This window comes from Arthrobacter sp. DNA4 (genome assembly GCF_024362385.1).
GTDB lineage: Bacteria > Actinomycetota > Actinomycetes > Actinomycetales > Micrococcaceae > Arthrobacter.
The window spans coordinates 1,766,723-1,784,616 of record NZ_CP101466.1; the positions used below are offsets into that span (position 1 = coordinate 1,766,723).

Annotated in this window: 17 protein-coding genes and 1 pseudogene; 14 read left to right on the top strand and 4 right to left on the bottom strand. The window is 66.0% G+C overall.

Going from position 1 to position 17,894, the window contains the following annotated elements; all coding sequences use genetic code 11:
- Positions 1 to 181: 181 nt before the first annotated feature.
- The 9 genes and pseudogenes from ftsZ (at position 182) to dnaE (ending at position 9,988) form a co-directional block, all read left to right on the top strand.
- Positions 182 to 1,435: a cell division protein FtsZ gene (gene ftsZ / locus NMQ03_RS08150; protein WP_255175148.1), complete on the top strand. Its 1,254-nt coding sequence runs from the start codon at positions 182 to 184 to the stop codon at positions 1,433 to 1,435.
- An 8-nt stretch (positions 1,436 to 1,443) separates the two neighbouring features.
- Positions 1,444 to 2,133 carry a polyphenol oxidase family protein gene (locus tag NMQ03_RS08155; RefSeq protein ID WP_255175149.1) on the top strand — a complete coding sequence of 230 codons (690 nt, stop codon included), beginning with the start codon at positions 1,444 to 1,446 and terminating at the stop codon, positions 2,131 to 2,133.
- Complete coding sequence (locus tag NMQ03_RS08160; RefSeq protein WP_255175150.1) at positions 2,126 to 2,887, top strand: YggS family pyridoxal phosphate-dependent enzyme; 762 nt, start codon at positions 2,126 to 2,128, stop codon at positions 2,885 to 2,887. Before NMQ03_RS08155 ends, NMQ03_RS08160 begins: the two co-directional genes overlap by 8 nt.
- A gap of 90 nt (positions 2,888 to 2,977) precedes the next feature.
- On the top strand, positions 2,978 to 3,508 hold the full coding sequence (locus NMQ03_RS08165) for a cell division protein SepF (RefSeq protein ID WP_255175151.1): 531 nt from the start codon (positions 2,978 to 2,980) through the stop codon (positions 3,506 to 3,508).
- Between the two features lie 135 nt (positions 3,509 to 3,643).
- A complete protein-coding gene (locus NMQ03_RS08170) occupies positions 3,644 to 3,931 on the top strand; it encodes a YggT family protein (protein ID WP_043453045.1) in 288 nt (95 codons plus the stop codon).
- 177 nt (positions 3,932 to 4,108) lie between these two features.
- Positions 4,109 to 4,795, top strand: coding sequence for a DivIVA domain-containing protein (locus NMQ03_RS08175; protein ID WP_255175152.1), 687 nt, complete (start codon positions 4,109 to 4,111; stop codon positions 4,793 to 4,795).
- A gap of 93 nt (positions 4,796 to 4,888) precedes the next feature.
- A pseudogene (lspA, locus tag NMQ03_RS08180) lies at positions 4,889 to 5,459 on the top strand (signal peptidase II).
- Positions 5,452 to 6,378, top strand: coding sequence for an RluA family pseudouridine synthase (locus tag NMQ03_RS08185; protein ID WP_255175153.1), 927 nt, complete (start codon positions 5,452 to 5,454; stop codon positions 6,376 to 6,378). The pseudogene lspA and the gene NMQ03_RS08185 overlap by 8 nt, the downstream one beginning before the upstream one ends.
- A 49-nt stretch (positions 6,379 to 6,427) precedes the next feature.
- Positions 6,428 to 9,988 (top strand): DNA polymerase III subunit alpha, encoded by a 3,561-nt coding sequence (dnaE, locus tag NMQ03_RS08190; RefSeq protein WP_255175154.1) that lies wholly within the window; start codon positions 6,428 to 6,430, stop codon positions 9,986 to 9,988.
- A 74-nt stretch (positions 9,989 to 10,062) separates the two neighbouring features.
- On the opposite strand, the gene NMQ03_RS08195 is transcribed toward dnaE, so the two are convergent.
- Positions 10,063 to 10,563, bottom strand: a complete 501-nt coding sequence (locus NMQ03_RS08195) for a flavin reductase family protein (protein WP_255175155.1) — start codon at positions 10,561 to 10,563, stop codon at positions 10,063 to 10,065.
- A 127-nt stretch (positions 10,564 to 10,690) separates the two neighbouring features.
- On the opposite strand from NMQ03_RS08195, the gene NMQ03_RS08200 reads away from it, so the two are divergent.
- The 3 genes from NMQ03_RS08200 (at position 10,691) to nrdR (ending at position 13,234) form a co-directional block, all read left to right on the top strand.
- Positions 10,691 to 11,224, top strand: coding sequence for a hypothetical protein (locus NMQ03_RS08200; RefSeq protein WP_255175156.1), 534 nt, complete (start codon positions 10,691 to 10,693; stop codon positions 11,222 to 11,224).
- Positions 11,225 to 11,228: 4 nt separating this feature from the next.
- A complete protein-coding gene (gene hisD / locus NMQ03_RS08205) occupies positions 11,229 to 12,602 on the top strand; it encodes a histidinol dehydrogenase (protein ID WP_255175157.1) in 1,374 nt (457 codons plus the stop codon).
- 137 nt (positions 12,603 to 12,739) lie between these two features.
- Positions 12,740 to 13,234: a transcriptional regulator NrdR gene (gene nrdR, locus NMQ03_RS08210; protein WP_224025681.1), complete on the top strand. Its 495-nt coding sequence runs from the start codon at positions 12,740 to 12,742 to the stop codon at positions 13,232 to 13,234.
- Positions 13,235 to 13,287: 53 nt separating this feature from the next.
- Here nrdR and ppgK read toward each other — a convergent pair whose 3' ends face one another.
- A complete protein-coding gene (gene ppgK, locus NMQ03_RS08215; RefSeq protein ID WP_255175158.1) occupies positions 13,288 to 14,091 on the bottom strand; it encodes a polyphosphate--glucose phosphotransferase in 804 nt (267 codons plus the stop codon).
- 109 nt (positions 14,092 to 14,200) lie between these two features.
- Positions 14,201 to 15,079: a type I methionyl aminopeptidase gene (map, locus tag NMQ03_RS08220; protein WP_255175159.1), complete on the bottom strand. Its 879-nt coding sequence runs from the start codon at positions 15,077 to 15,079 to the stop codon at positions 14,201 to 14,203.
- Positions 15,080 to 15,199: 120 nt separating this feature from the next.
- Between map and NMQ03_RS08225 the strand changes: the two genes are divergently transcribed.
- Positions 15,200 to 15,364: an SPOR domain-containing protein gene (locus tag NMQ03_RS08225; protein WP_255175160.1), complete on the top strand. Its 165-nt coding sequence runs from the start codon at positions 15,200 to 15,202 to the stop codon at positions 15,362 to 15,364.
- A 15-nt stretch (positions 15,365 to 15,379) separates the two neighbouring features.
- On the opposite strand, the gene panB is transcribed toward NMQ03_RS08225, so the two are convergent.
- Complete coding sequence (gene panB / locus NMQ03_RS08230) at positions 15,380 to 16,267, bottom strand: 3-methyl-2-oxobutanoate hydroxymethyltransferase (RefSeq protein WP_255175161.1); 888 nt, start codon at positions 16,265 to 16,267, stop codon at positions 15,380 to 15,382.
- A 277-nt stretch (positions 16,268 to 16,544) separates the two neighbouring features.
- Here panB and glnA point away from each other — a divergent pair, with 277 nt between their 5' ends.
- A complete protein-coding gene (glnA, locus tag NMQ03_RS08235) occupies positions 16,545 to 17,885 on the top strand; it encodes a type I glutamate--ammonia ligase (RefSeq protein WP_141160830.1) in 1,341 nt (446 codons plus the stop codon).
- The last annotated feature ends 9 nt before the right edge of the window (positions 17,886 to 17,894 follow it).

The window sequence follows — 17,894 nt, forward strand, 5'->3', positions numbered from 1 at the left end:
TTTCTTTCCCCGGTATTAATCCGACACGCGGACCCGGTTATTGAATGTCGGAACCAGAGGAAATACCGTCACAGACAAGAGTTACTTGACATAACTCTAACCTTCAACCGGAGGGTTAGGGTTGAGGGTTTCAAGCTCACCATCAGTTTTCGCAATAAGACACGAACAAGGGACACGTAACGTGGCAGCTCCGCAGAATTACTTGGCCGTCATCAAAGTCGTCGGCATCGGCGGCGGTGGCGTGAACGCAGTCAACCGCATGATCGAGGTCGGCCTCAGGGGTGTTGAATTCATCGCCATCAACACCGACGCCCAGGCCCTGCTCATGAGCGACGCCGACGTGAAGCTCGACGTCGGACGCGAGCTGACCCGTGGCCTCGGTGCAGGCGCCAACCCCGAGGTAGGCAAGCAGGCCGCCGAGGACCACGCGGACGAGATCGAGGAAGTCCTCCGTGGCGCCGACATGGTCTTCGTCACCGCCGGTGAGGGCGGCGGCACAGGCACCGGCGGCGCACCCGTCGTCGCCCGGATCGCACGTTCGCTCGGCGCCCTGACCATTGGCGTGGTCACCCGTCCCTTCACCTTCGAAGGCCGCCGCCGCGCCGGTTCGGCCGAGGCAGGCATCGACGCCCTGCGCGACGAGGTGGATACCCTCATCGTGATCCCCAACGACCGCCTGCTGTCCATCAGCGACCGCAACGTGTCCGTCCTTGACGCGTTCCGCTCCGCCGACCAGGTCCTGCTGTCCGGTGTTCAGGGCATCACCGACCTCATCACCACCCCCGGCCTGATCAACCTCGACTTCGCGGACGTCAAGTCAGTTATGCAGGGTGCTTACTCGGCCCTCATGGGCATTGGCTCGGCCCGCGGTGAAGACCGCGCCGTCAAGGCGGCCGAACTGGCCATCGCCTCGCCGCTGCTGGAAGCATCAATCGACGGTGCCCACGGCGTGCTGCTGTCCATCCAGGGTGGCTCCGACCTGGGCCTGTTTGAAATCAACGAGGCCGCCCGCCTGGTCCAGGAAGTGGCCCACCCCGAGGCGAACATCATTTTCGGTGCCGTCATCGACGACGCCCTTGGTGATGAAGCACGCGTCACCGTGATTGCCGCAGGCTTTGACGACGTCAAGGCCACCTCGCCCTCCATGGACCAGTCCCAGCCGCAGGCCGCGCCCCAGCGGCCGGCCGCCCCTGCTGCTGCTCCGGCTTCGGCGCACCCGCAAAGCGGAAGCCACCAGGGGAACGGGAATCACCAGCAGAACGTCCAGCCGATCCACGCAGGCGTCGGCGCTGCGGGACTCAGCAACTGGGGTCAGCAGCGCCCGCAGGCCGTTCCGGCGGACTCCGGCTTCGACGTCGACCTGCCGTCCGTGGTGGAGCCGGACATGACCGGCACCCACCCGGATGACCTGGATGTTCCCGACTTCCTGAAGTAGGCAGCGGCTTGTTCCATTGGCGCGCCGACATCCTCCCCGGGGTGTCGGCCGCATTCACCGATGCGGGGGCGGGAAACCTCGCCCTGCACGTGGGGGACGATCCCGCCGCGGTCCAGGAGCGCCGGTCGCGCCTGGAAGAGTCCATCGCCGCGGCGCCCGGCTCGCTGCGCTTTATGAACCAGGTCCATGGCAACACCGTGGCGATCATGGAGGCCGGGTCACCTGCCCCTGAGGCCGATGCCATGGTGTCCCGTGGCCTGCCCCTGGCGGTCATGGTGGCGGACTGCATTCCGGTGCTGCTGGCGGGGGAGTCCGCACACGGGCCCGTCCTTGCCGCCGTGCATGCCGGGCGCCCCGGCATCGCGAACGGTGTCCTCCCGGCCGCCGTGGACGGCATGAAGTCGCTGGGCGCGTCCGGGATCCGTGCCTGGCTGGGCCCATCGATCTGCGGGTCCTGCTACGAGGTCCCCGCAGCCCTGCGCGACGAGGTGTCGGCCCTGGTTCCGGAAACACGGAGCACCACCACCTGGGGAACGCCGGCGCTGGACCTGCCCGCCGGCGCACGCGCCCAGCTTGCGGCTTCCGGCGTCGGGGTGGAGTACGCCGGCGCCTGCACTCTGGAGACGGAAACGCTCTATTCGTACCGCCGGGACCGGAACACGGGCCGCTTCGCCGGCCTGGTCTGGTGCCATGGCTGAGCGGCTTACCAACGGGCAGGGGAATGATCCCCGCAGCGCGGAACTCGCCGAAAGGCTCGCCGTGGTGCGGAAGCGGATCGCCGCTGCCGCCGGCGCCGCCGGCCGCAGTGACCGTCCGCCCTCGCTGATCGTGGTCACCAAGTTCCACCCGGCAGAGGACATCCGGCGCCTGGCCGCCCTCGGGATCACCGACGTCGGCGAGAACCGGGACCAGGAGGCTGCCGCCAAGGCGGTGGAACTCGCCGATCTGGACCTGACCTGGCACTTCGTTGGCCAGCTGCAGACAAAGAAGGCCAAATCCGTGGCGCGCTACGCGGCCGCCGTCCACTCGGTGGACCGGCCGCAGCTTGTGGATGCGCTGGCAAAGGCTGTGCGGAACGAGATTGACTCCAACGGCCGGTCCCCGCTGGACTGCTTCATCCAGGTCAGCCTTGAGGAAAGAGAACACGACGGCGACGGCGGCAGGCACCGCGGCGGGGCAGCCCCCGCCGACGTGCCCCTCCTGGCAGAGCGGATCGCCGCGGCTGACAGCCTGAACCTGGCCGGTGTCATGGCAGTTGCGCCGCTGGGAGCACCGCCTGAACCGGCGTTCGAAAAGCTCGCCGGGGTTTCCGCCCGGCTGGTGGCAGCGTACCCCGCTGCCTCCGGCATCTCCGCAGGCATGAGCCAGGACCTGGAGGCCGCCATCAGGTTCGGGGCGACACACCTGCGAATCGGTTCCGATATTCTCGGTTCCCGTCCTGCCGTGGGGTAGCGTCGGACCTATTGGAAGTGATGGGCGGGGGACTCCAGTGCTGTCAAATCATTGGGCGGCCCGCTTACGGGACACGATTAGGAGTCGACCATGGTAAGCGCTCTGCGCAAGACAATGATCTATCTTGGGCTCGCCGACGGCGATGAGCATTACGAGTCCGAGCAACAGACCACACATAAGGATGAGGACGAACCGATGGAAGTTGACCGCGAGGAACGCCGTGCTCCGGCGCCGGTCCGCGAAGTCAGCCGCGAGGCGTCCTACGCCCCTGAAGAGGAATACCGCGCCCCTGTGACCCCCATTAAGCGTGCGGCCTCGAGCCGCGAAGAGAACACCGGTCTGCGCCAGATCACCACCATCCACCCCCGCTCCTACAACGATGCCAAGCTCATCGGCGAGAGCTTCCGGGACGGCATCCCGGTGATCATGAACGTCACGGACATGGGCGAGGCCGACGCCAAGCGCCTGGTGGACTTCTCGGCAGGGCTCGTCTTTGGCCTGCGGGGAAGCATTGAACGGGTCACCAATAAGGTGTTCCTGCTCTCACCGTCCTACGTCGAAGTGATCGGTGACGACAAGAAGGCCAGCGACACGCAGGCCAGCTTCTTCAACCAGAGCTAAGCCCCATCGGCTGCGCGGAGATGCCAGGCAGGGACACCTGCCTGGCATCTGTGCTGAAATAGACAAGACAACAGCAGTACGGCAGCGGCCGCCACAATGGACGGGCCGCACGAATATGGAGATATGAAATAAGTCATGGGAATTGTTTTCGGACTTCTCTATCTCGCCCTGCTGCTGTTCTTTGTGGCCCTCATCATCCGCCTGGTCTTCGACTGGGTACAGATGTTTGCGCGGGAATGGCGGCCGCGGGGTGCGGCCCTGGTGGTGGCACACGCCGTCTACTCCATCACGGACCCCCCACTGAAGGGGCTGCGGCGGCTGATTCCGCCACTCCGCCTCGGCGGCGTCTCCCTGGACCTGGGCTTCCTGATCCTGTTCATCGGCGTCAGTATCGCGATGAGCGTCACCAGGGGACTGGCCTGATTTTTCCCCGCCGGACCCCGCAATGCAGTGTGTTCCTTCCCGGAACGGCTACTGTAAAGCGAAGAAACCTCCCGTTTGACACCGCAGTGTTGAATTAGAGTAAGCAGACCAAATTTAGGTACCTTAGTTTTGACGGCCGGAAGGCCTACTGACTAACCAGACCAGTGAGGTGACCAGATGGCTTTGACGCCAGAAGACGTTGTCAACAAGCGCTTTCAGCCCACCAAGTTCCGCGAGGGCTATGACCAGGACGAGGTTGACGACTTCCTGGACGAAATCGTCGTTGAACTCCGCCGCCTGAACCAGGAAAACGACGAGCTCCGCAAGAAGCTCGCCGAAGCAGGTTCCAGCGTTCCGGCAAGCTCCGCTGCCGCCCCTGTGGTGGAAAAGGTCCCCGCGCCGGTCAAGGCCGACAAGGACGAAGCCCGCGAGAAGGCAGAAGCCGACGCGAAGGCTGCCGAAGCCAGCAAGAAGAAGGACGTCCAGCCGGCCGCTCCGGCCGCCGCCGCGCCCGTTGCACAGGCTCCCGCCGCTACTGCTTCCGCCGAGTCCGCTGCTGGCCTGCTGGCCATGGCACAGCAGATGCACGACCGCCACGTCGCCGACGGCCAGGCCCAGAAGGACAAGATCATCGCCGAGGCGCAGATCGAAGCCAGCAGCCTCGTCAACGATGCCCAGGAAAAGTCCCGCAAGATCCTCGGCGCCCTGGAGCAGCAGCGCTCCGTCCTGGAACGCAAGGTAGAGCAGCTCCGCGGCTTCGAACGCGACTACCGCTCACGCCTGAAGGCCTACATCGAGGGCCAGCTCCGCGACCTGGATGCCCGCGGCTCCGTCGCGACGCCGGAAGTCAGCGAAGCCAACTAAGTCTGGCAGCACGTATTCTGAAAGCCGGTGGCTGAGGATTCCTCGGCCACCGGCTTTTGGCATTGAAACCCAGTTCCACGAATTGAAAGCACCATGACTGACGAACTTGCCGCCGACGCGGCACGCCCTGTCCCATCCTCGCCGCGCCCCCGCCGGGCGGTGCTGCTGTCCCTGTTCGCGGGGTTCGCGGTCTTCGCCTACGTCCTGGACCAGCTGACCAAGCTGTGGGTCACCTCCACCATGGTGGAAGGCGAACGGATCCCGGTGCTGCCGCCCCTGCTCCACTGGTACTTCATCCGGAACTCCGGCGCCGCGTTCTCCATCGGCGAGAACGTCACTTGGGTGTTTTCCATCATCATGGTAGCGTGGCCGTCGCCATCCTTTTCCAAATTCGCGGCTGGGCTCCGCCTGGTGGTCCCTTGCCCTGGGCCTGCTGCTCGGCGGGGCGCTGGGGAACCTCACGGACCGGCTCTTCCGTGAACCGTCCTTCGGCATGGGACACGTGGTGGACTTCATCCAGTTTCCCAATTTCGCCATTTTCAACATCGCGGACTCCGCGGTGGTGTCCGCCGTCGCCATCATCTGCATCCTGACCATCCGCGGGATCGCCCTGGACGGTACACGGCTGGGGAGCGCACACAAGGACAAGCCGGGCCATGACTGACCGCATTGTCGTCGCCGAGGAATACGCCGGGGCGCGGGCGGACGCCGGCCTGGCAGGCCTCCTGGGGGTGTCCCGTTCCGTCGCCGCATCCCTTCTCGCGGACGGCCACGTCCTCAACCGGGGCAAGGCCCTGGGCAAGTCGGCAAAACTCGTGGCCGGGGACACCCTCGAGGTCACCGTCCCGGAACGGCGGGACCCGCTTGAAGTCGTGGAGGAAGTTGTGGAAGGCCTGAACATCCTGCTCGACGACGATGATTTCGTCGTCGTCGACAAACCCGTCGGCGTGGCCGCCCATCCCTCACCGGGCTGGGTGGGGCCCACTGTGGTGGGCGGCCTTGCCGCTGCTTACTACCGGATCTCCACTTCAGGCGCCCCCGAACGGGCAGGCATCGTCCATCGGCTCGACGTCGGTACCTCCGGCGTGATGGTGGTGGCCAAATCCGAGCGCGCCTACACCGCCCTTAAGCGCGCCTTCAAGGAGCGCACGGTGGACAAGGTCTACCACGCGGTGGTGCAGGGCCTTCCGGACCCCCTGACGGGAACCATCGATGCCCCCATCGGCCGCCACCCCGGGCACGACTGGCGTTTCGCCGTCATCGAGGACGGGCGGCCCTCCGTAACCCACTACGAGGTGTTGGAGGCGTTCGGCAAGGCCAGCCTGGTGGAAGTCCACCTTGAGACCGGCCGCACGCACCAGATCCGGGTGCATTTCTCCGCGCTCCGCCACCCCTGCGCAGGTGACCTCACCTACGGCGCTGATCCCCGCCTGGCCGCCAACCTTGGGCTTACACGCCAGTGGCTGCACGCCCGCCAACTGGCCTTTGACCACCCTGTGACGGGGGAGCGCGTGACGGTCACCAGCGAGTACCCGCAGGACCTTTCCTACGCCCTGGGAGTGCTGGAGTCGGGCCAGGCCTGACACGGCCGTCCTGGCAGGACTGTCCGGGGGCAGCGCTTAGAATAGTGCGGTGAGTTCCAGCAATGATTCGTTTGTCCACCTGCACACCCACACCGAATATTCCATGCTGGATGGAGCTGCCCGCCTGGGGGAGCTGTTCGATGAGACCGAGCGCCTGGGCATGCCGGCCCTCGCCACCACGGACCACGGCTACTTGTTCGGAGCGTTCGACTTCTGGCGCAAAGCCACGGACAAGGGCATCAAGCCGATCATCGGTGTCGAAGCCTATGTGACGCCCGGTACTGCCCGGACGGACAAGGAACGCGTGCGCTGGGGCGATGAATCCCAGCGCAAGGACGACGTCTCCGGCGGTGGGTCCTACACCCACATGACCCTCCTGAGCTACAACAACGTGGGCATGCGGAACCTCTTCCGGGCCTCCTCCATCGCCTCCCTTGACTCTGTCTTCGGCAAGTGGCCCCGGCTGGACCGGGAACTGCTCAACACGTACTCAGAGGGACTCATCGCCACCACGGGCTGCCCCTCCGGTGAGGTCCAGACCCGGCTCCGGCTCGGCCAGTACCGCGAAGCACTCGAGGCCGCCGCCGAGTTCCGGGACATCTTCGGTGCGGAGAACTACTTCTGCGAACTGATGGACCACGGGCTGGACATCGAGCGGCGCGTCACCGGCGACCTGCTGAGGCTGGCCAAGGACCTGAACCTGCCGCTGGTGGCCACCAACGACCTCCACTACACCCACGAGCACGACGCCAAGGCGCACGAGGCCCTGCTGGCCATCCAGTCCGGCTCCACGCTGCTGGAACCCACCTACGACAACGGCGGCTCCCGGTTCGCGTTCTCCGGCAGCGGCTACTACCTGAAGTCCCCGCAGGAAATGCGGGAGCTCTTCCGCGACCACCCGGAGGCGTGCGACAACACCCTGCTGATCGCCGAACGCTGCGAAGTGTCCTTCAACACCGACGCCAACTTCATGCCGCGGTTCCCCTGCCCGCCCGGCGAGGACGAGACCTCCTGGCTGGTCAAGGAGGTGGACAAGGGCCTGCAGTACCGCTACCCGGGCGGCATCCCGGACGAGGTCCGCAAGCAGGCCGACTACGAGCTCGGCGTCATCACCTCCATGGGTTTCCCCGGCTACTTCCTGGTGGTTGCCGACTTCATCAACTGGGCCAAGAACAACGGCATCCGGGTGGGCCCCGGGCGTGGTTCGGGTGCAGGCTCCATGGTGGCCTACGCCATGCGCATCACCGACCTCGACCCCCTGCGCCACGGGCTGATCTTCGAACGGTTCCTCAACCCGGACCGCGTCTCCATGCCCGACTTCGACGTCGACTTCGATGACCGGCGCCGCTCCGAGGTCATCGACTACGTCACCCGCAAGTACGGTGACGAGCGCGTCGCGATGATCGTCACCTACGGCACCATCAAGACCAAGCAGGCACTCAAGGACTCCTCCCGCGTCCTGGGCTACCCGTTCAGCATGGGCGAGACGCTGACCAAGGCCCTGCCGCCGGTCGTGATGGCCAAGGACATTCCCCTGGCGGACATCCAGAATCCGGAGTCCAAGCGCTACAGCGAGGCAGGGGACTTCCGGCAGCTGATCGCCACCGACCCCGAAGCCGCCAAGGTCTTCGAAACGGCCCTGGGCATCGAAGGCCTGAAGCGCCAGTGGGGCGTGCACGCCGCCGGCGTCATCATGTCCTCGGACCCCATCATCGACGTCATCCCCATCATGCGCCGCTTCCAGGACGGCCAGGTGATCACCCAGTTCGACTACCCGACGTCCGAGGGCCTTGGCCTGATCAAGATGGACTTCCTGGGCCTGCGGAACCTGACGATCATTTCCGATGCCCTCGAGAACATCAAGATGAACCGCGGCATCGACCTGGACCTGGAAAACCTTGAGCTGGACGATGCCCCGTCCTACGAGCTCCTGGCCCGCGGCGACACCCTGGGCGTGTTCCAGCTTGACGGCGGTCCCATGCGGTCGCTGCTCAAGCTGATGAAGCCTGACAACTTCGAAGACATCTCCGCCGTTCTGGCGCTCTACCGTCCGGGCCCCATGGGCGCCAACGCCCACACCGACTATGCCCTGCGCAAAAACGGGATCCAAGAGGTCATCCCCATCCACCCGGAGCTGGAGGAGCCCCTCAAGGAGATCCTCGGCGGGACCTATGGCCTGATCGTGTACCAGGAGCAGGTCATGGCCGTGGCGCAGAAGCTCGCCGGTTACTCGCTGGGCCAGGCCGACATCCTCCGCCGCGCGATGGGCAAGAAGAAGAAATCCGAGCTGGACAAGCAGTTTGCCGGCTTCTCCCAGGGCATGCAGGACAACGGCTACTCCATGGAGGCGGTCAAGACCCTCTGGGACATCCTGCTGCCCTTCTCCGACTACGCCTTCAACAAAGCCCACTCGGCCGCCTATGGCGTGATCTCCTACTGGACCGCGTACCTCAAGGCCCATTACGCGCCGGAGTATATGGCGGCGCTGCTGACCTCGGTGGGCGATGACAAGGACAAGTCGGCCATCTACCTCAACGAGTGCCGGCGCATGGGCATCACGGTGCTTCCGCCGGACGTCAATGAGTCCGCCCTGAACTTCACCCCGGTGGGCAACGACATCCGCTTCGGCATGGGCGCCATCCGCAACGTGGGCGTCAACGCCGTGGAAGCCATGGTGGCGGCCCGCGAAAGCGAGGGTGCGTTCACCTCCTTCAAGGACTACCTGATGAAGGTCCCGGCCGTGGTCTGCAACAAGCGGACCATCGAGTCCCTGATCAAATCCGGCGCCTTCGACTCGCTGGGCCACCACCGCCGCGCCCTGGCGATGATCCACGAAGAGGCCATCGACTCCGTCATCACCCTCAAGCGCAACGAGGCCATCGGCCAGTTCGACCTCTTCGCCGGCTTCGAAGACGCCGGGGCGGAATCGTCCTCCCTGAGCATCGAGATCCCGGACCTGCCCGAGTGGGAAAAGAAGGACAAGCTCTCCTTCGAACGGGACATGCTGGGCCTGTACGTGTCGGACCATCCGCTGCAGGGCCTGGAGGGCCTCCTGGCCCAGCATGCAGAGATGAGCATTACCTCCATCATCGGCGAGGACGGGCCGCAGGACGGAGCGATCATCACCATCGCCGGCATGATCACGTCACTGAGCCGCCGCATCGCGAAGGCCAGCGGCAATGCCTATGCCCGGGCCGAGGTGGAGGACCTGGGCGGCTCGATCGAGGTCATGTTCTTCGGGCAGGTCTATGGGCCGATCGCCTCCGTGCTGGCCGAGGACCTGATCGTGGTGGTCAAGGGCCGGTTGCAGAAGCGCGACGACGGCGCCATCACGCTGAACTGCATGGAGCTGTCCGTTCCGGACCTGAGCGAAGGGCTGAACGGGCCCCTGGTCATCACCATGCCCACCCACAAGGCCACCGAGGCCGTGGTCACGGAACTCGGCGACGTCCTGCGCACCCACCGGGGCAACTCGGAGGTGCGGCTGCACCTGCAGGGCGACACCCGGACCGAAATCATGGGCCTGCCCGTCCACCTACGGGTGAACCCCAGCCCGTCGCTGTTCGGCGACCTGAAGGTCCTGCTGGGCCCGGCCTGCCTCGACGCCTGACAAACAGGCGGCCGACGGCGGGAATCACCTCCCGCCGTCGGCCGCCTTATTTGTGCTGCGCCGGTCCGTGGGCGTCAGATCTCGTAATCCAGCGGCACCGGCTGCCCGTAGGCGCCGCCGTGGTACAGCAACGGCGATCCTTCGCCGCCCACCTGGCCGTCCACCACTTGGACCACCACCACGGCGTTGTTCTCGAAGGAGAGCCGCATCTGGATCTCGCCGATCAGCCAGCCGGCAACATCCTTGAGGATGGGCACCCCGTGCGGACCGATTTCCCAGTGGTTGCCTTCGAAGCGGTTGCCGGGGCGGGCAAAGCGGGCCGCCAGCTCCTGGTTCTCCAGGCCCAGCATGTGCACCCCCAGGTACTGGGTGTTGGCCACCGCGGGCCAGGACCTGGAGCTGCGCGCCATGTTGAACGTGAAGCGCGGCGGTTTCGCTGACAGGGACGCCACGGAGGTTGCCGTGAAGCCGTAGGGCTCATCCTGGTAGTTCACGGTGATGATGGCGACGCCCGCGGCATGGCGGCGGAACATCTCCTTGAACGTCTGCTCGAACGGCTCGCTGTTGTCGGTCACCGGAACTCCTGAACTAAGTGGCGTAACTCTTTCCCCAAGCGTATTGGCCCACGGTCACGGCGGGAAAACAGGCGCGGGCAGCACCGCCGCGGATGGCCTTGCAGGAACCTTTGTTAAGGTGTGTTGCATGACGAACTTCGCCCGCCCCGCCAGGCGGCTGCTGCCATGGTCCCTGCTGCTGGTCCCGGCGGCCGCGGGCATTCCGGCGGGAATCCTCTGGTGGGTACTTGCACCGGGCGGATTGAACCTGATCACCCGCGACCCGGCCCTGGGGGCCGGCAACGTGCCCCTGGTCTGGCTGCCGCGCGATCTCACGCTCGCAGGCATCCTGGTGCTGGGCTACTGCCTGCTGGCCGTATTCCTGGCGGACGGCAAGCGCCCGGACCCGCAGGCGGCACTGCTCACCGGCCTGGCCGGGGCGTTCGCAGGCAGCGCCGTAGCATGGGGGACAGGCGTCCTCGCGGGACGGCTGTGGGGTCCGGCCGTCGACACGTCGGCAAACGCCAGCATCGCCTTCTCCCTGCGGGCGTGGCCGGTCCTGCTGCTCTGGCCCGCCGCCACGGCCGTGTCGGTCTTCATCCTGGAACTGGTGGGCGCCACGGGCAGAAAGACTGATCCCGCCGGTGCGGAAACAGCGGGCGTGCACAGCCCCGTAAAATAGAGCGGTGACCACATCCCCGGAGTTTCCCGCCCCCGTGACAGCCGCCGTCGACTTCCGCACCATTGACCTTCGGGGCCGCCACCTCAGTCTCCCGGCACTGCGCGCCGCGGTGCCCCGCGCCAAGGGACAGACCGTGGCGGACGCCGAGGAAAAGGTCCTGCAGATCATTTCCGCCGTCCGGGAGCGCGGCTTCGCGGCGCTGGCCGAGCTGGCCGAACGGTTCGACGGCGTGGCGCAGGGGCACCCGCTGGTCCCCGGGGAGGCAATCGCCGCAGCGCTGGACCAGCTGGATCCCGCCGTCCGGGCTGCCCTGGAGGAATCCATCAGCCGGGCACGGAAGTTCGCGGACGGCCAGCGCCCCCGCAATGTCGACGTCGAACTGGGCGACGGCGCAGTGGTCAGCCAGAACTGGGTTCCGGTGGCCCGCGTGGGGCTGTACGTTCCCGGCGGCCTTGCTGTGTACCCGTCATCGGTAATCATGAACGTCGTACCCGCACTGGCGGCGGGCGTGGAGTCCATCGCCCTGGCCTCGCCGCCCCAGAAGGAGTTCGGCGGCCTGCCGCACCCCACCATCCTGGCGGCAGCGGCGCTGCTGGGCATCACTGAGGTCTACGCCATCGGCGGGGCCCAGGCCATTGCCGCCTTCGCCTACGGCGTCGAAGCAACGGAGGCAGGCCCGGCCCTGGAGCCCGTGGACGTGGTCACCGGCCCCGGCAACATCTTCGTGGCCACGGCCAAACGCCTGGTCAAGGGCGTCGTCGGCATTGATTCCGAGGCCGGAACCACCGAGATCGCCATCCTGGCGGACGACTCCGCCCAGCCCGCGCTGGTTGCCGCCGACCTGCTCAGCCAGGCGGAGCACGATCCGAAGGCAGCCTCGGTCCTCATTACCGATTCCGAAGACCTGGCCGCCGCCGTGCGCGCTGAACTGGCACTGCAGGCCGCCGCCACCAAGCACTCGGCCAGGGTGCAGGAGGCGCTGTCCGGTCCCCAGTCCGGCGTCGTGCTGGTGGACGGCCTCGAGCAGGGAATCGCTGCCTGTGACGCCTACGCAGCGGAGCACCTGGAAATCATGACCCGGGACGCTGCCGCCGTGGCCGCACGCATCCGGAACGCGGGCGCGATCTTCGTGGGCGACTACAGCCCCGTCAGCCTTGGCGACTACTGCGCCGGTTCCAACCACGTGCTGCCCACCAGCGGGACGGCAGCTTTTTCCTCCGGGCTGAACGTGACCACTTTCCTGCGCGCCATCCAGGTGGTCAACTACAGCCGGGAAGCCCTGGCCGAGGTCAGCGGGCACATCGTGAGCCTGTCCCGGGCCGAGGATCTTCCGGCCCACGGGGACGCGGTGACGGCCCGGTTCCCGGGCGATCGGTGATACCACTACATGTAGTAATTACAGGATTGTTATTACCCCACATCTGCCCGTAAACTGGGTACGCCACGGCATCGCCCCCCGGCGGTGCCGGTGGCGTCCAACGCCGTTGCACACCACAAGCGAAAAGGGGGAACGCCATGTACTGCCCGTTCTGCCGCAACCCTGATTCCCGCGTGGTGGACAGCCGGATGGCTGACGACGGCTCGGCCATCCGAAGGCGCCGGCAATGCCCTGAATGCGGCCGCCGGTTCACCACGGTGGAAACCACCAGCCTGTCCGTGATCAAGCGGTCCGGCGTGGGCGAGCCCTTCAGCCGCAGCAAGGTGATCAACGGCGTGCGCAAGGCGTGCCAGGGGCGTCCCGTGAGCGAGGATGACCTCGCCATGCTGGCCCAGGAAGTCGAAGAGCAAATCCGTGCATCGGGCGCCGCTGAAATTGATGCGCACGAGGTTGGCCTGGTGATCCTCGGGCCGCTGCAGAAACTCGACGAGGTAGCGTACCTTCGCTTCGCCAGCGTGTACCAGGCCTTCGAGTCCCTCGAGGACTTCGAGACTGCCATTGCCCTGCTCCGCCACGAGGCCGGGGAAGGCGCCAAGGGCGCAGCCAAGAGCTCCGAGAAGAGCCCCCTCTAAAACTCCGGTGGCGGCAGCGGAGGGGAAGCCGCAGCCGCCACCGGCACCACTCCCTACTTGGCCAGGTTGTGCTGGAGCGCGATTTCCAGCGCCGCACCCACAATGCCTGCCTCGTTGCGGAGCACCGCCGGGACAATCGGGGTGCGGAGCCTGAGGTTGGGAAGGTACTCGTCGGCGCGCTTTGAAATCCCGCCCCCCACGATGAACAGTTCCGGCGAGAACAGGAACTCCACGTGCGAGAAGTAGCGCTGCAGGAGAACGCTGTACTCGTCCCAGGACAGCCCGTCCCGTTCGCGGGCAACAGCGGACGCCTTGGATTCGGCGTCGTGGCCGTCAATTTCAAGGTGCCCCAGCTCTGCGTTGGGGACCAGCTTTCCGTCGAAGATGAAGGCCGACCCGATGCCGGTGCCCAGGGTGATCACCAGGACCGTGCCGGAGACACCCGCGCCGGCACCGAAACGTGCTTCTGCCAGGCCTGCGGCGTCCGCATCATTGATGACTTCCACCGGCCGGCCGAGCCGGGCCGTGAGGAGGGCGTCGATGTCCGTGTCCAGCCAGCTCTTGTCCACATTGGCTGCGGAGTGGACCACGCCGTGCTGGATGATGCCGGGAAAGGTCACGCCCACGGGGGAGCCGGCTTCCGGAGCCTCGGGGCGTGCCGAGAGTTCGGCCACCACCAGGGCCACGGCCTCGGCTACGGCCTCAGGGGTGGCGGGCTGCGGGGTGGGCACCCGGAAGCGTTCTCCGAGGAGCTTGCCCTTTTTCAGGTCGACAATGCCGCCCTTGATGCCCGTACCACCGATGTCGATGCCGATCAGCGGTGCGTTCTTGTGCGACTTCTCGTCCTTCTTGGCCAATGGGATTCCGTTCTTGACAGGGGCGGGCAGGAAAAGGGGCGGCTTTGGGGGCGGCCCGTAACAGGTGTCCGGTTTGCACCGGCAGCATGCCCAGGGGGCATGGGCCGGGCTACGGCAGGGTAAGGATTTCGGCGCCGGTCTCGGTGACCAGCAGGGTGTGCTCGAATTGGGCGGTGCGCTTCCGGTCCCGTGTGACCACGGTCCAGTCATCGCTCCACATGTCCCACTCCACGGTACCCAGCGTGAGCATCGGTTCGATGGTGAACACCATTCCCGTTTCGATCACGGTGTTGTAGGCAGGGGCGGCATCGTAGTGCGGGATGATGAGCCCGGTGTGGAAGGCCTCTCCGACGCCATGGCCGGTGAAGTCGCGGACCACGCCGTAGCCAAAGCGCTTGGCATAGGACTGGATGGCCCTGCCAATGACGTTGATTTCACGCCCCGGCGCCACAGCCTTGATGGCCCGGTTCAGCGACTCCCGCGTACGCTCCACCAGGAGCCGGGATTCCTCGTCCACGTCCCCCACCAGGAACGTGTAGTTGGTGTCTCCGTGGACGCCGTTGAGGTAGGCCGTGATGTCGATGTTCAGGATGTCGCCGTCCTGGACCACGGTGCTGTCCGGGATGCCGTGGCAGATGACCTCGTTCAAGGAGGAACACAACGACTTGGGGAATCCGCGGTAACCGAGCGTGGACGGGTAGGCGTTGTGGTCCAGCAGGAATTCGTGGCCCACTTTGTCCAGTTCGTCGGTGGTGACACCCGGCTGGATGTGCTTGCCCACTTCCACGATGGCCTGCGCCGCGATTTTCCCGGCAATCCGGATCTTCTCGATGGTCTCCGCAGACTTGACTTCGGAGCCGGTGAATTTTGCGGGTGCCGGCTTGCCGACGTATTCCGGACGGGGGATGGACGCCGGGACGGGACGCTGCGGACTCAGGGTACCCGGGGTGAGGGTGCCAATGGGTGCAGTCGAGGCAAGGGAAGGCATAGATTGATCATATAAGGCACCACAGAACGCCTAACAACCGACAAGCTGGGGAGGGCGCGCGTAAGTGTTTGTGTTACGTGGATCACCCTGGTTTTCCTGTCGCCGGAACGAGGAGCAACGATGACTGAGTACTGGTTCAACATCAACACCCACGAAGTGGAAGAGGACCGGCTGTCGGACTGGAGCCAGCTCATTGGGCCCTACAAGACCCGCGAAGAAGCGGAGCATGCCATCGAGAAGGTCCGGGCGCGCAACGAGGCCTGGGAAAAAGGCGACGACGACTGACGGGCTGCTTCCTGCCTAGAACGAGTGTTCCGGGCCGGGGAACGTGCCGGACCGGACGTCGTCCCCGTAGGCGGTGGCGGCGTCGTGCAGTGTGCTGCGCAAGTCCGCGTACTGCTTGACGAATTTTGCCATCCGGCCGCCGCGAAGCCCGGCCATGTCCTGCCACACAAGGACCTGGCCCGTGGTGGCGTTCCCCGCCCCGATGCCCACCGTAGGGACGGCCACGGCGGCGTCAACCGCCGCAGCAGTCTCCGCCGGCACCATCTCCATCAGCACGCAAAACGCCCCGGCCTCTTCAAGGGCTCGGGCGTCCTCGATCAGCCGTTGGGCGTCGTCGCCTCGGCCCTGCACGCGGTAACCGCCCAGGGCGTGTTCGCTCTGGGGCGTGAAGCCGATGTGGGCCATCACCGGGATGCCTGCCTGCACCATCGCGCGGACCGTGGGGGCGTAGTACTTCCCGCCCTCGATCTTTACCGCGTGGGCCAGCCCTTCCTTCAGGAACCTGACTCCGGCGGCGACGGCCTGCTCCGCACTGACCTCGTAGCTGCCGAACGGAAGGTCAGCCACCACCAGGGCACGCTTGGCGGACCTGGCCACCGCCCGGCAGAGGGGGAGCAGTTCGTCAACGGTCACCGGGAGGCTGGTCTCATTGCCAAAGACGTTGTTGGACGCCGAGTCGCCGACCAGGAGCACCTCGATGCCGGCAGCATCGAAAATCTCGGCCGTGTACTGCTCGTACGCCGTGAGCATGGCGAACCTGCTGCCGTCACGCTTGGCCTGCTGCAGGTGGTGGATGCGGACCTTGGCGGGCTTCCGTTCGGCAGGAACCGGCACGCCGGGGCCGTTGCCGTACGGGGCGGGTGCTTCTGCGGACGCGCTGGAGTCGGAGCTGTTGGAGGCCATGGGATGAGCGTAGTGCGGTACCGGCCGTCCTAGCTACCGCGGGCATCCCGGCAAAAAGGTGATAAGCGCCATAGCTCCGGGCCGGAGCGGGCTGCCAGGTATCGCTGGAAACCGCGCCTGGGGGCATGTTTTGGGGACCGCCAGGTTAATGCTGTGTTACGCACGGCGCAGGCTCAAGCATCGGCGCCGAATGATTAGTACAGTGATGATGAACTGCTGCCGGCTTTCCCCTTTGCGCGGACCCCGGAGCAAGACGTTGACCGGAGAAGAGGCCATCATGGACCGCCAGCAAGAGTTTGTCCTGCGCACAATCGAAGAGCGCGACGTACGTTTCGTGCGCCTGTGGTTCACCGACGTCGTGGGTTCGCTGAAGTCCGTGGCGCTGGCACCGGCGGAGGTTGAGGGCGCATTTGAGGAAGGCCTGGGGTTCGACGGTTCCTCCATCGAAGGCCTGGCCCGCGTTTTCGAATCCGACATGCTGGCCCAGCCGGATCCCGCCACCTTCCAGATCCTGCCGTGGCGCGGCGAGACGGAGCAGACGTCCAGGATGTTCTGCGACATCCTGACCCCCGACGGCGAGCCCTCCGCTGCCGATCCGCGCAACGTGCTCAAGCGGACCCTTGCCAAGGCCGCGGACATGGGCTTCACCTGCTACACCCACCCCGAGATCGAGTTCTACCTGCTTAAGTCGCACGAGCCGGGTCCGAACGGTGCTCCTGTTCCGGTGGACGAGGGCGGCTACTTTGACCATGTCCCCGGCGGCGTGGCCCAGGATTTCCGGCGCACCGCCGTGACCATGCTGGAATCGGTCGGCATTTCCGTGGAATTCAGCCACCACGAGGCAGGCCCGGGCCAGAACGAGATCGATCTCCGCTACGCGGACGCCCTGCAGACGGCGGACAACATCATGACGTTCCGCACCGTTATCAAGGAAGTGGCGCTGCAGCAGGGCACCTACGCCACGTTCATGCCCAAGCCGTTCACCGACCACCCCGGGTCCGGCATGCACACGCACTTCTCCCTGTTCGAGGGCGACAGCAACGCGTTCTTCGAAGCAGGGGCAGAGTTCCAGCTGTCCAAGACCGCCCGGCAGTTCATCGCCGGCATCCTCAAGCACGCCCCGGAATTCACGGCCGTCACCAACCAGTTCGTCAACTCCTACAAGCGCCTGTGGGGCGGCGGCGAGGCACCCAGCTACCTCAGCTGGGGCCACAACAACCGCTCAGCGCTGGTCCGCGTGCCCCTGTACAAGCCCGGCAAGGGCCAGTCCGCCCGGATCGAGTACCGCGGCATCGACTCCGCCGCGAACCCGTACCTTGCCTACGCCGTGCTGCTCGGCGCGGGCCTGAAGGGCATCGAAGAGGGCTACGACCTTCCGGCCGCGGCAGAGGACGATGTCTGGTCACTGAGCTCCGCGGAACGCCGCGCCATGGGCCATGACCCGCTCCCGGCCAGCCTGCACGATGCCATCCGTTCCATGGAGGACTCGGAGCTGATGCCGCAGATCCTGGGCGAACAGGTCTACGAGCACTTCCTGCGCAACAAGCGGGCCGAATGGCAGGACTACCGGCTTCAGGTGACGCCCTACGAGCTGCAGCGCAACCTCGGCATCCTCTAGGTGCCCGGC

Excerpts from the sequence above, each read along its gene's own strand:
- NMQ03_RS08165 (WP_255175151.1), top strand. The coding sequence starts at position 2,978 with ATGGTAAGCGCTCTGCGCAAGACAATGATCTATCTTGGGCTCGCCGAC.
- nrdR (WP_224025681.1), top strand. The coding sequence starts at position 12,740 with ATGTACTGCCCGTTCTGCCGCAACCCTGATTCCCGCGTGGTGGACAGC.
- map (WP_255175159.1), bottom strand. The coding sequence starts at position 15,079 with ATGCCTTCCCTTGCCTCGACTGCACCCATTGGCACCCTCACCCCGGGT.
- NMQ03_RS08185 (WP_255175153.1), top strand. The coding sequence starts at position 5,452 with ATGACTGACCGCATTGTCGTCGCCGAGGAATACGCCGGGGCGCGGGCG.
- NMQ03_RS08200 (WP_255175156.1), top strand. The coding sequence starts at position 10,691 with ATGACGAACTTCGCCCGCCCCGCCAGGCGGCTGCTGCCATGGTCCCTG.
- NMQ03_RS08160 (WP_255175150.1), top strand. The coding sequence starts at position 2,126 with ATGGCTGAGCGGCTTACCAACGGGCAGGGGAATGATCCCCGCAGCGCG.
- panB (WP_255175161.1), bottom strand. The coding sequence starts at position 16,267 with ATGGCCTCCAACAGCTCCGACTCCAGCGCGTCCGCAGAAGCACCCGCC.
- NMQ03_RS08170 (WP_043453045.1), top strand. The coding sequence starts at position 3,644 with ATGGGAATTGTTTTCGGACTTCTCTATCTCGCCCTGCTGCTGTTCTTT.
- NMQ03_RS08225 (WP_255175160.1), top strand. The coding sequence starts at position 15,200 with ATGACTGAGTACTGGTTCAACATCAACACCCACGAAGTGGAAGAGGAC.
- glnA (WP_141160830.1), top strand. The coding sequence starts at position 16,545 with ATGGACCGCCAGCAAGAGTTTGTCCTGCGCACAATCGAAGAGCGCGAC.
- NMQ03_RS08175 (WP_255175152.1), top strand. The coding sequence starts at position 4,109 with ATGGCTTTGACGCCAGAAGACGTTGTCAACAAGCGCTTTCAGCCCACC.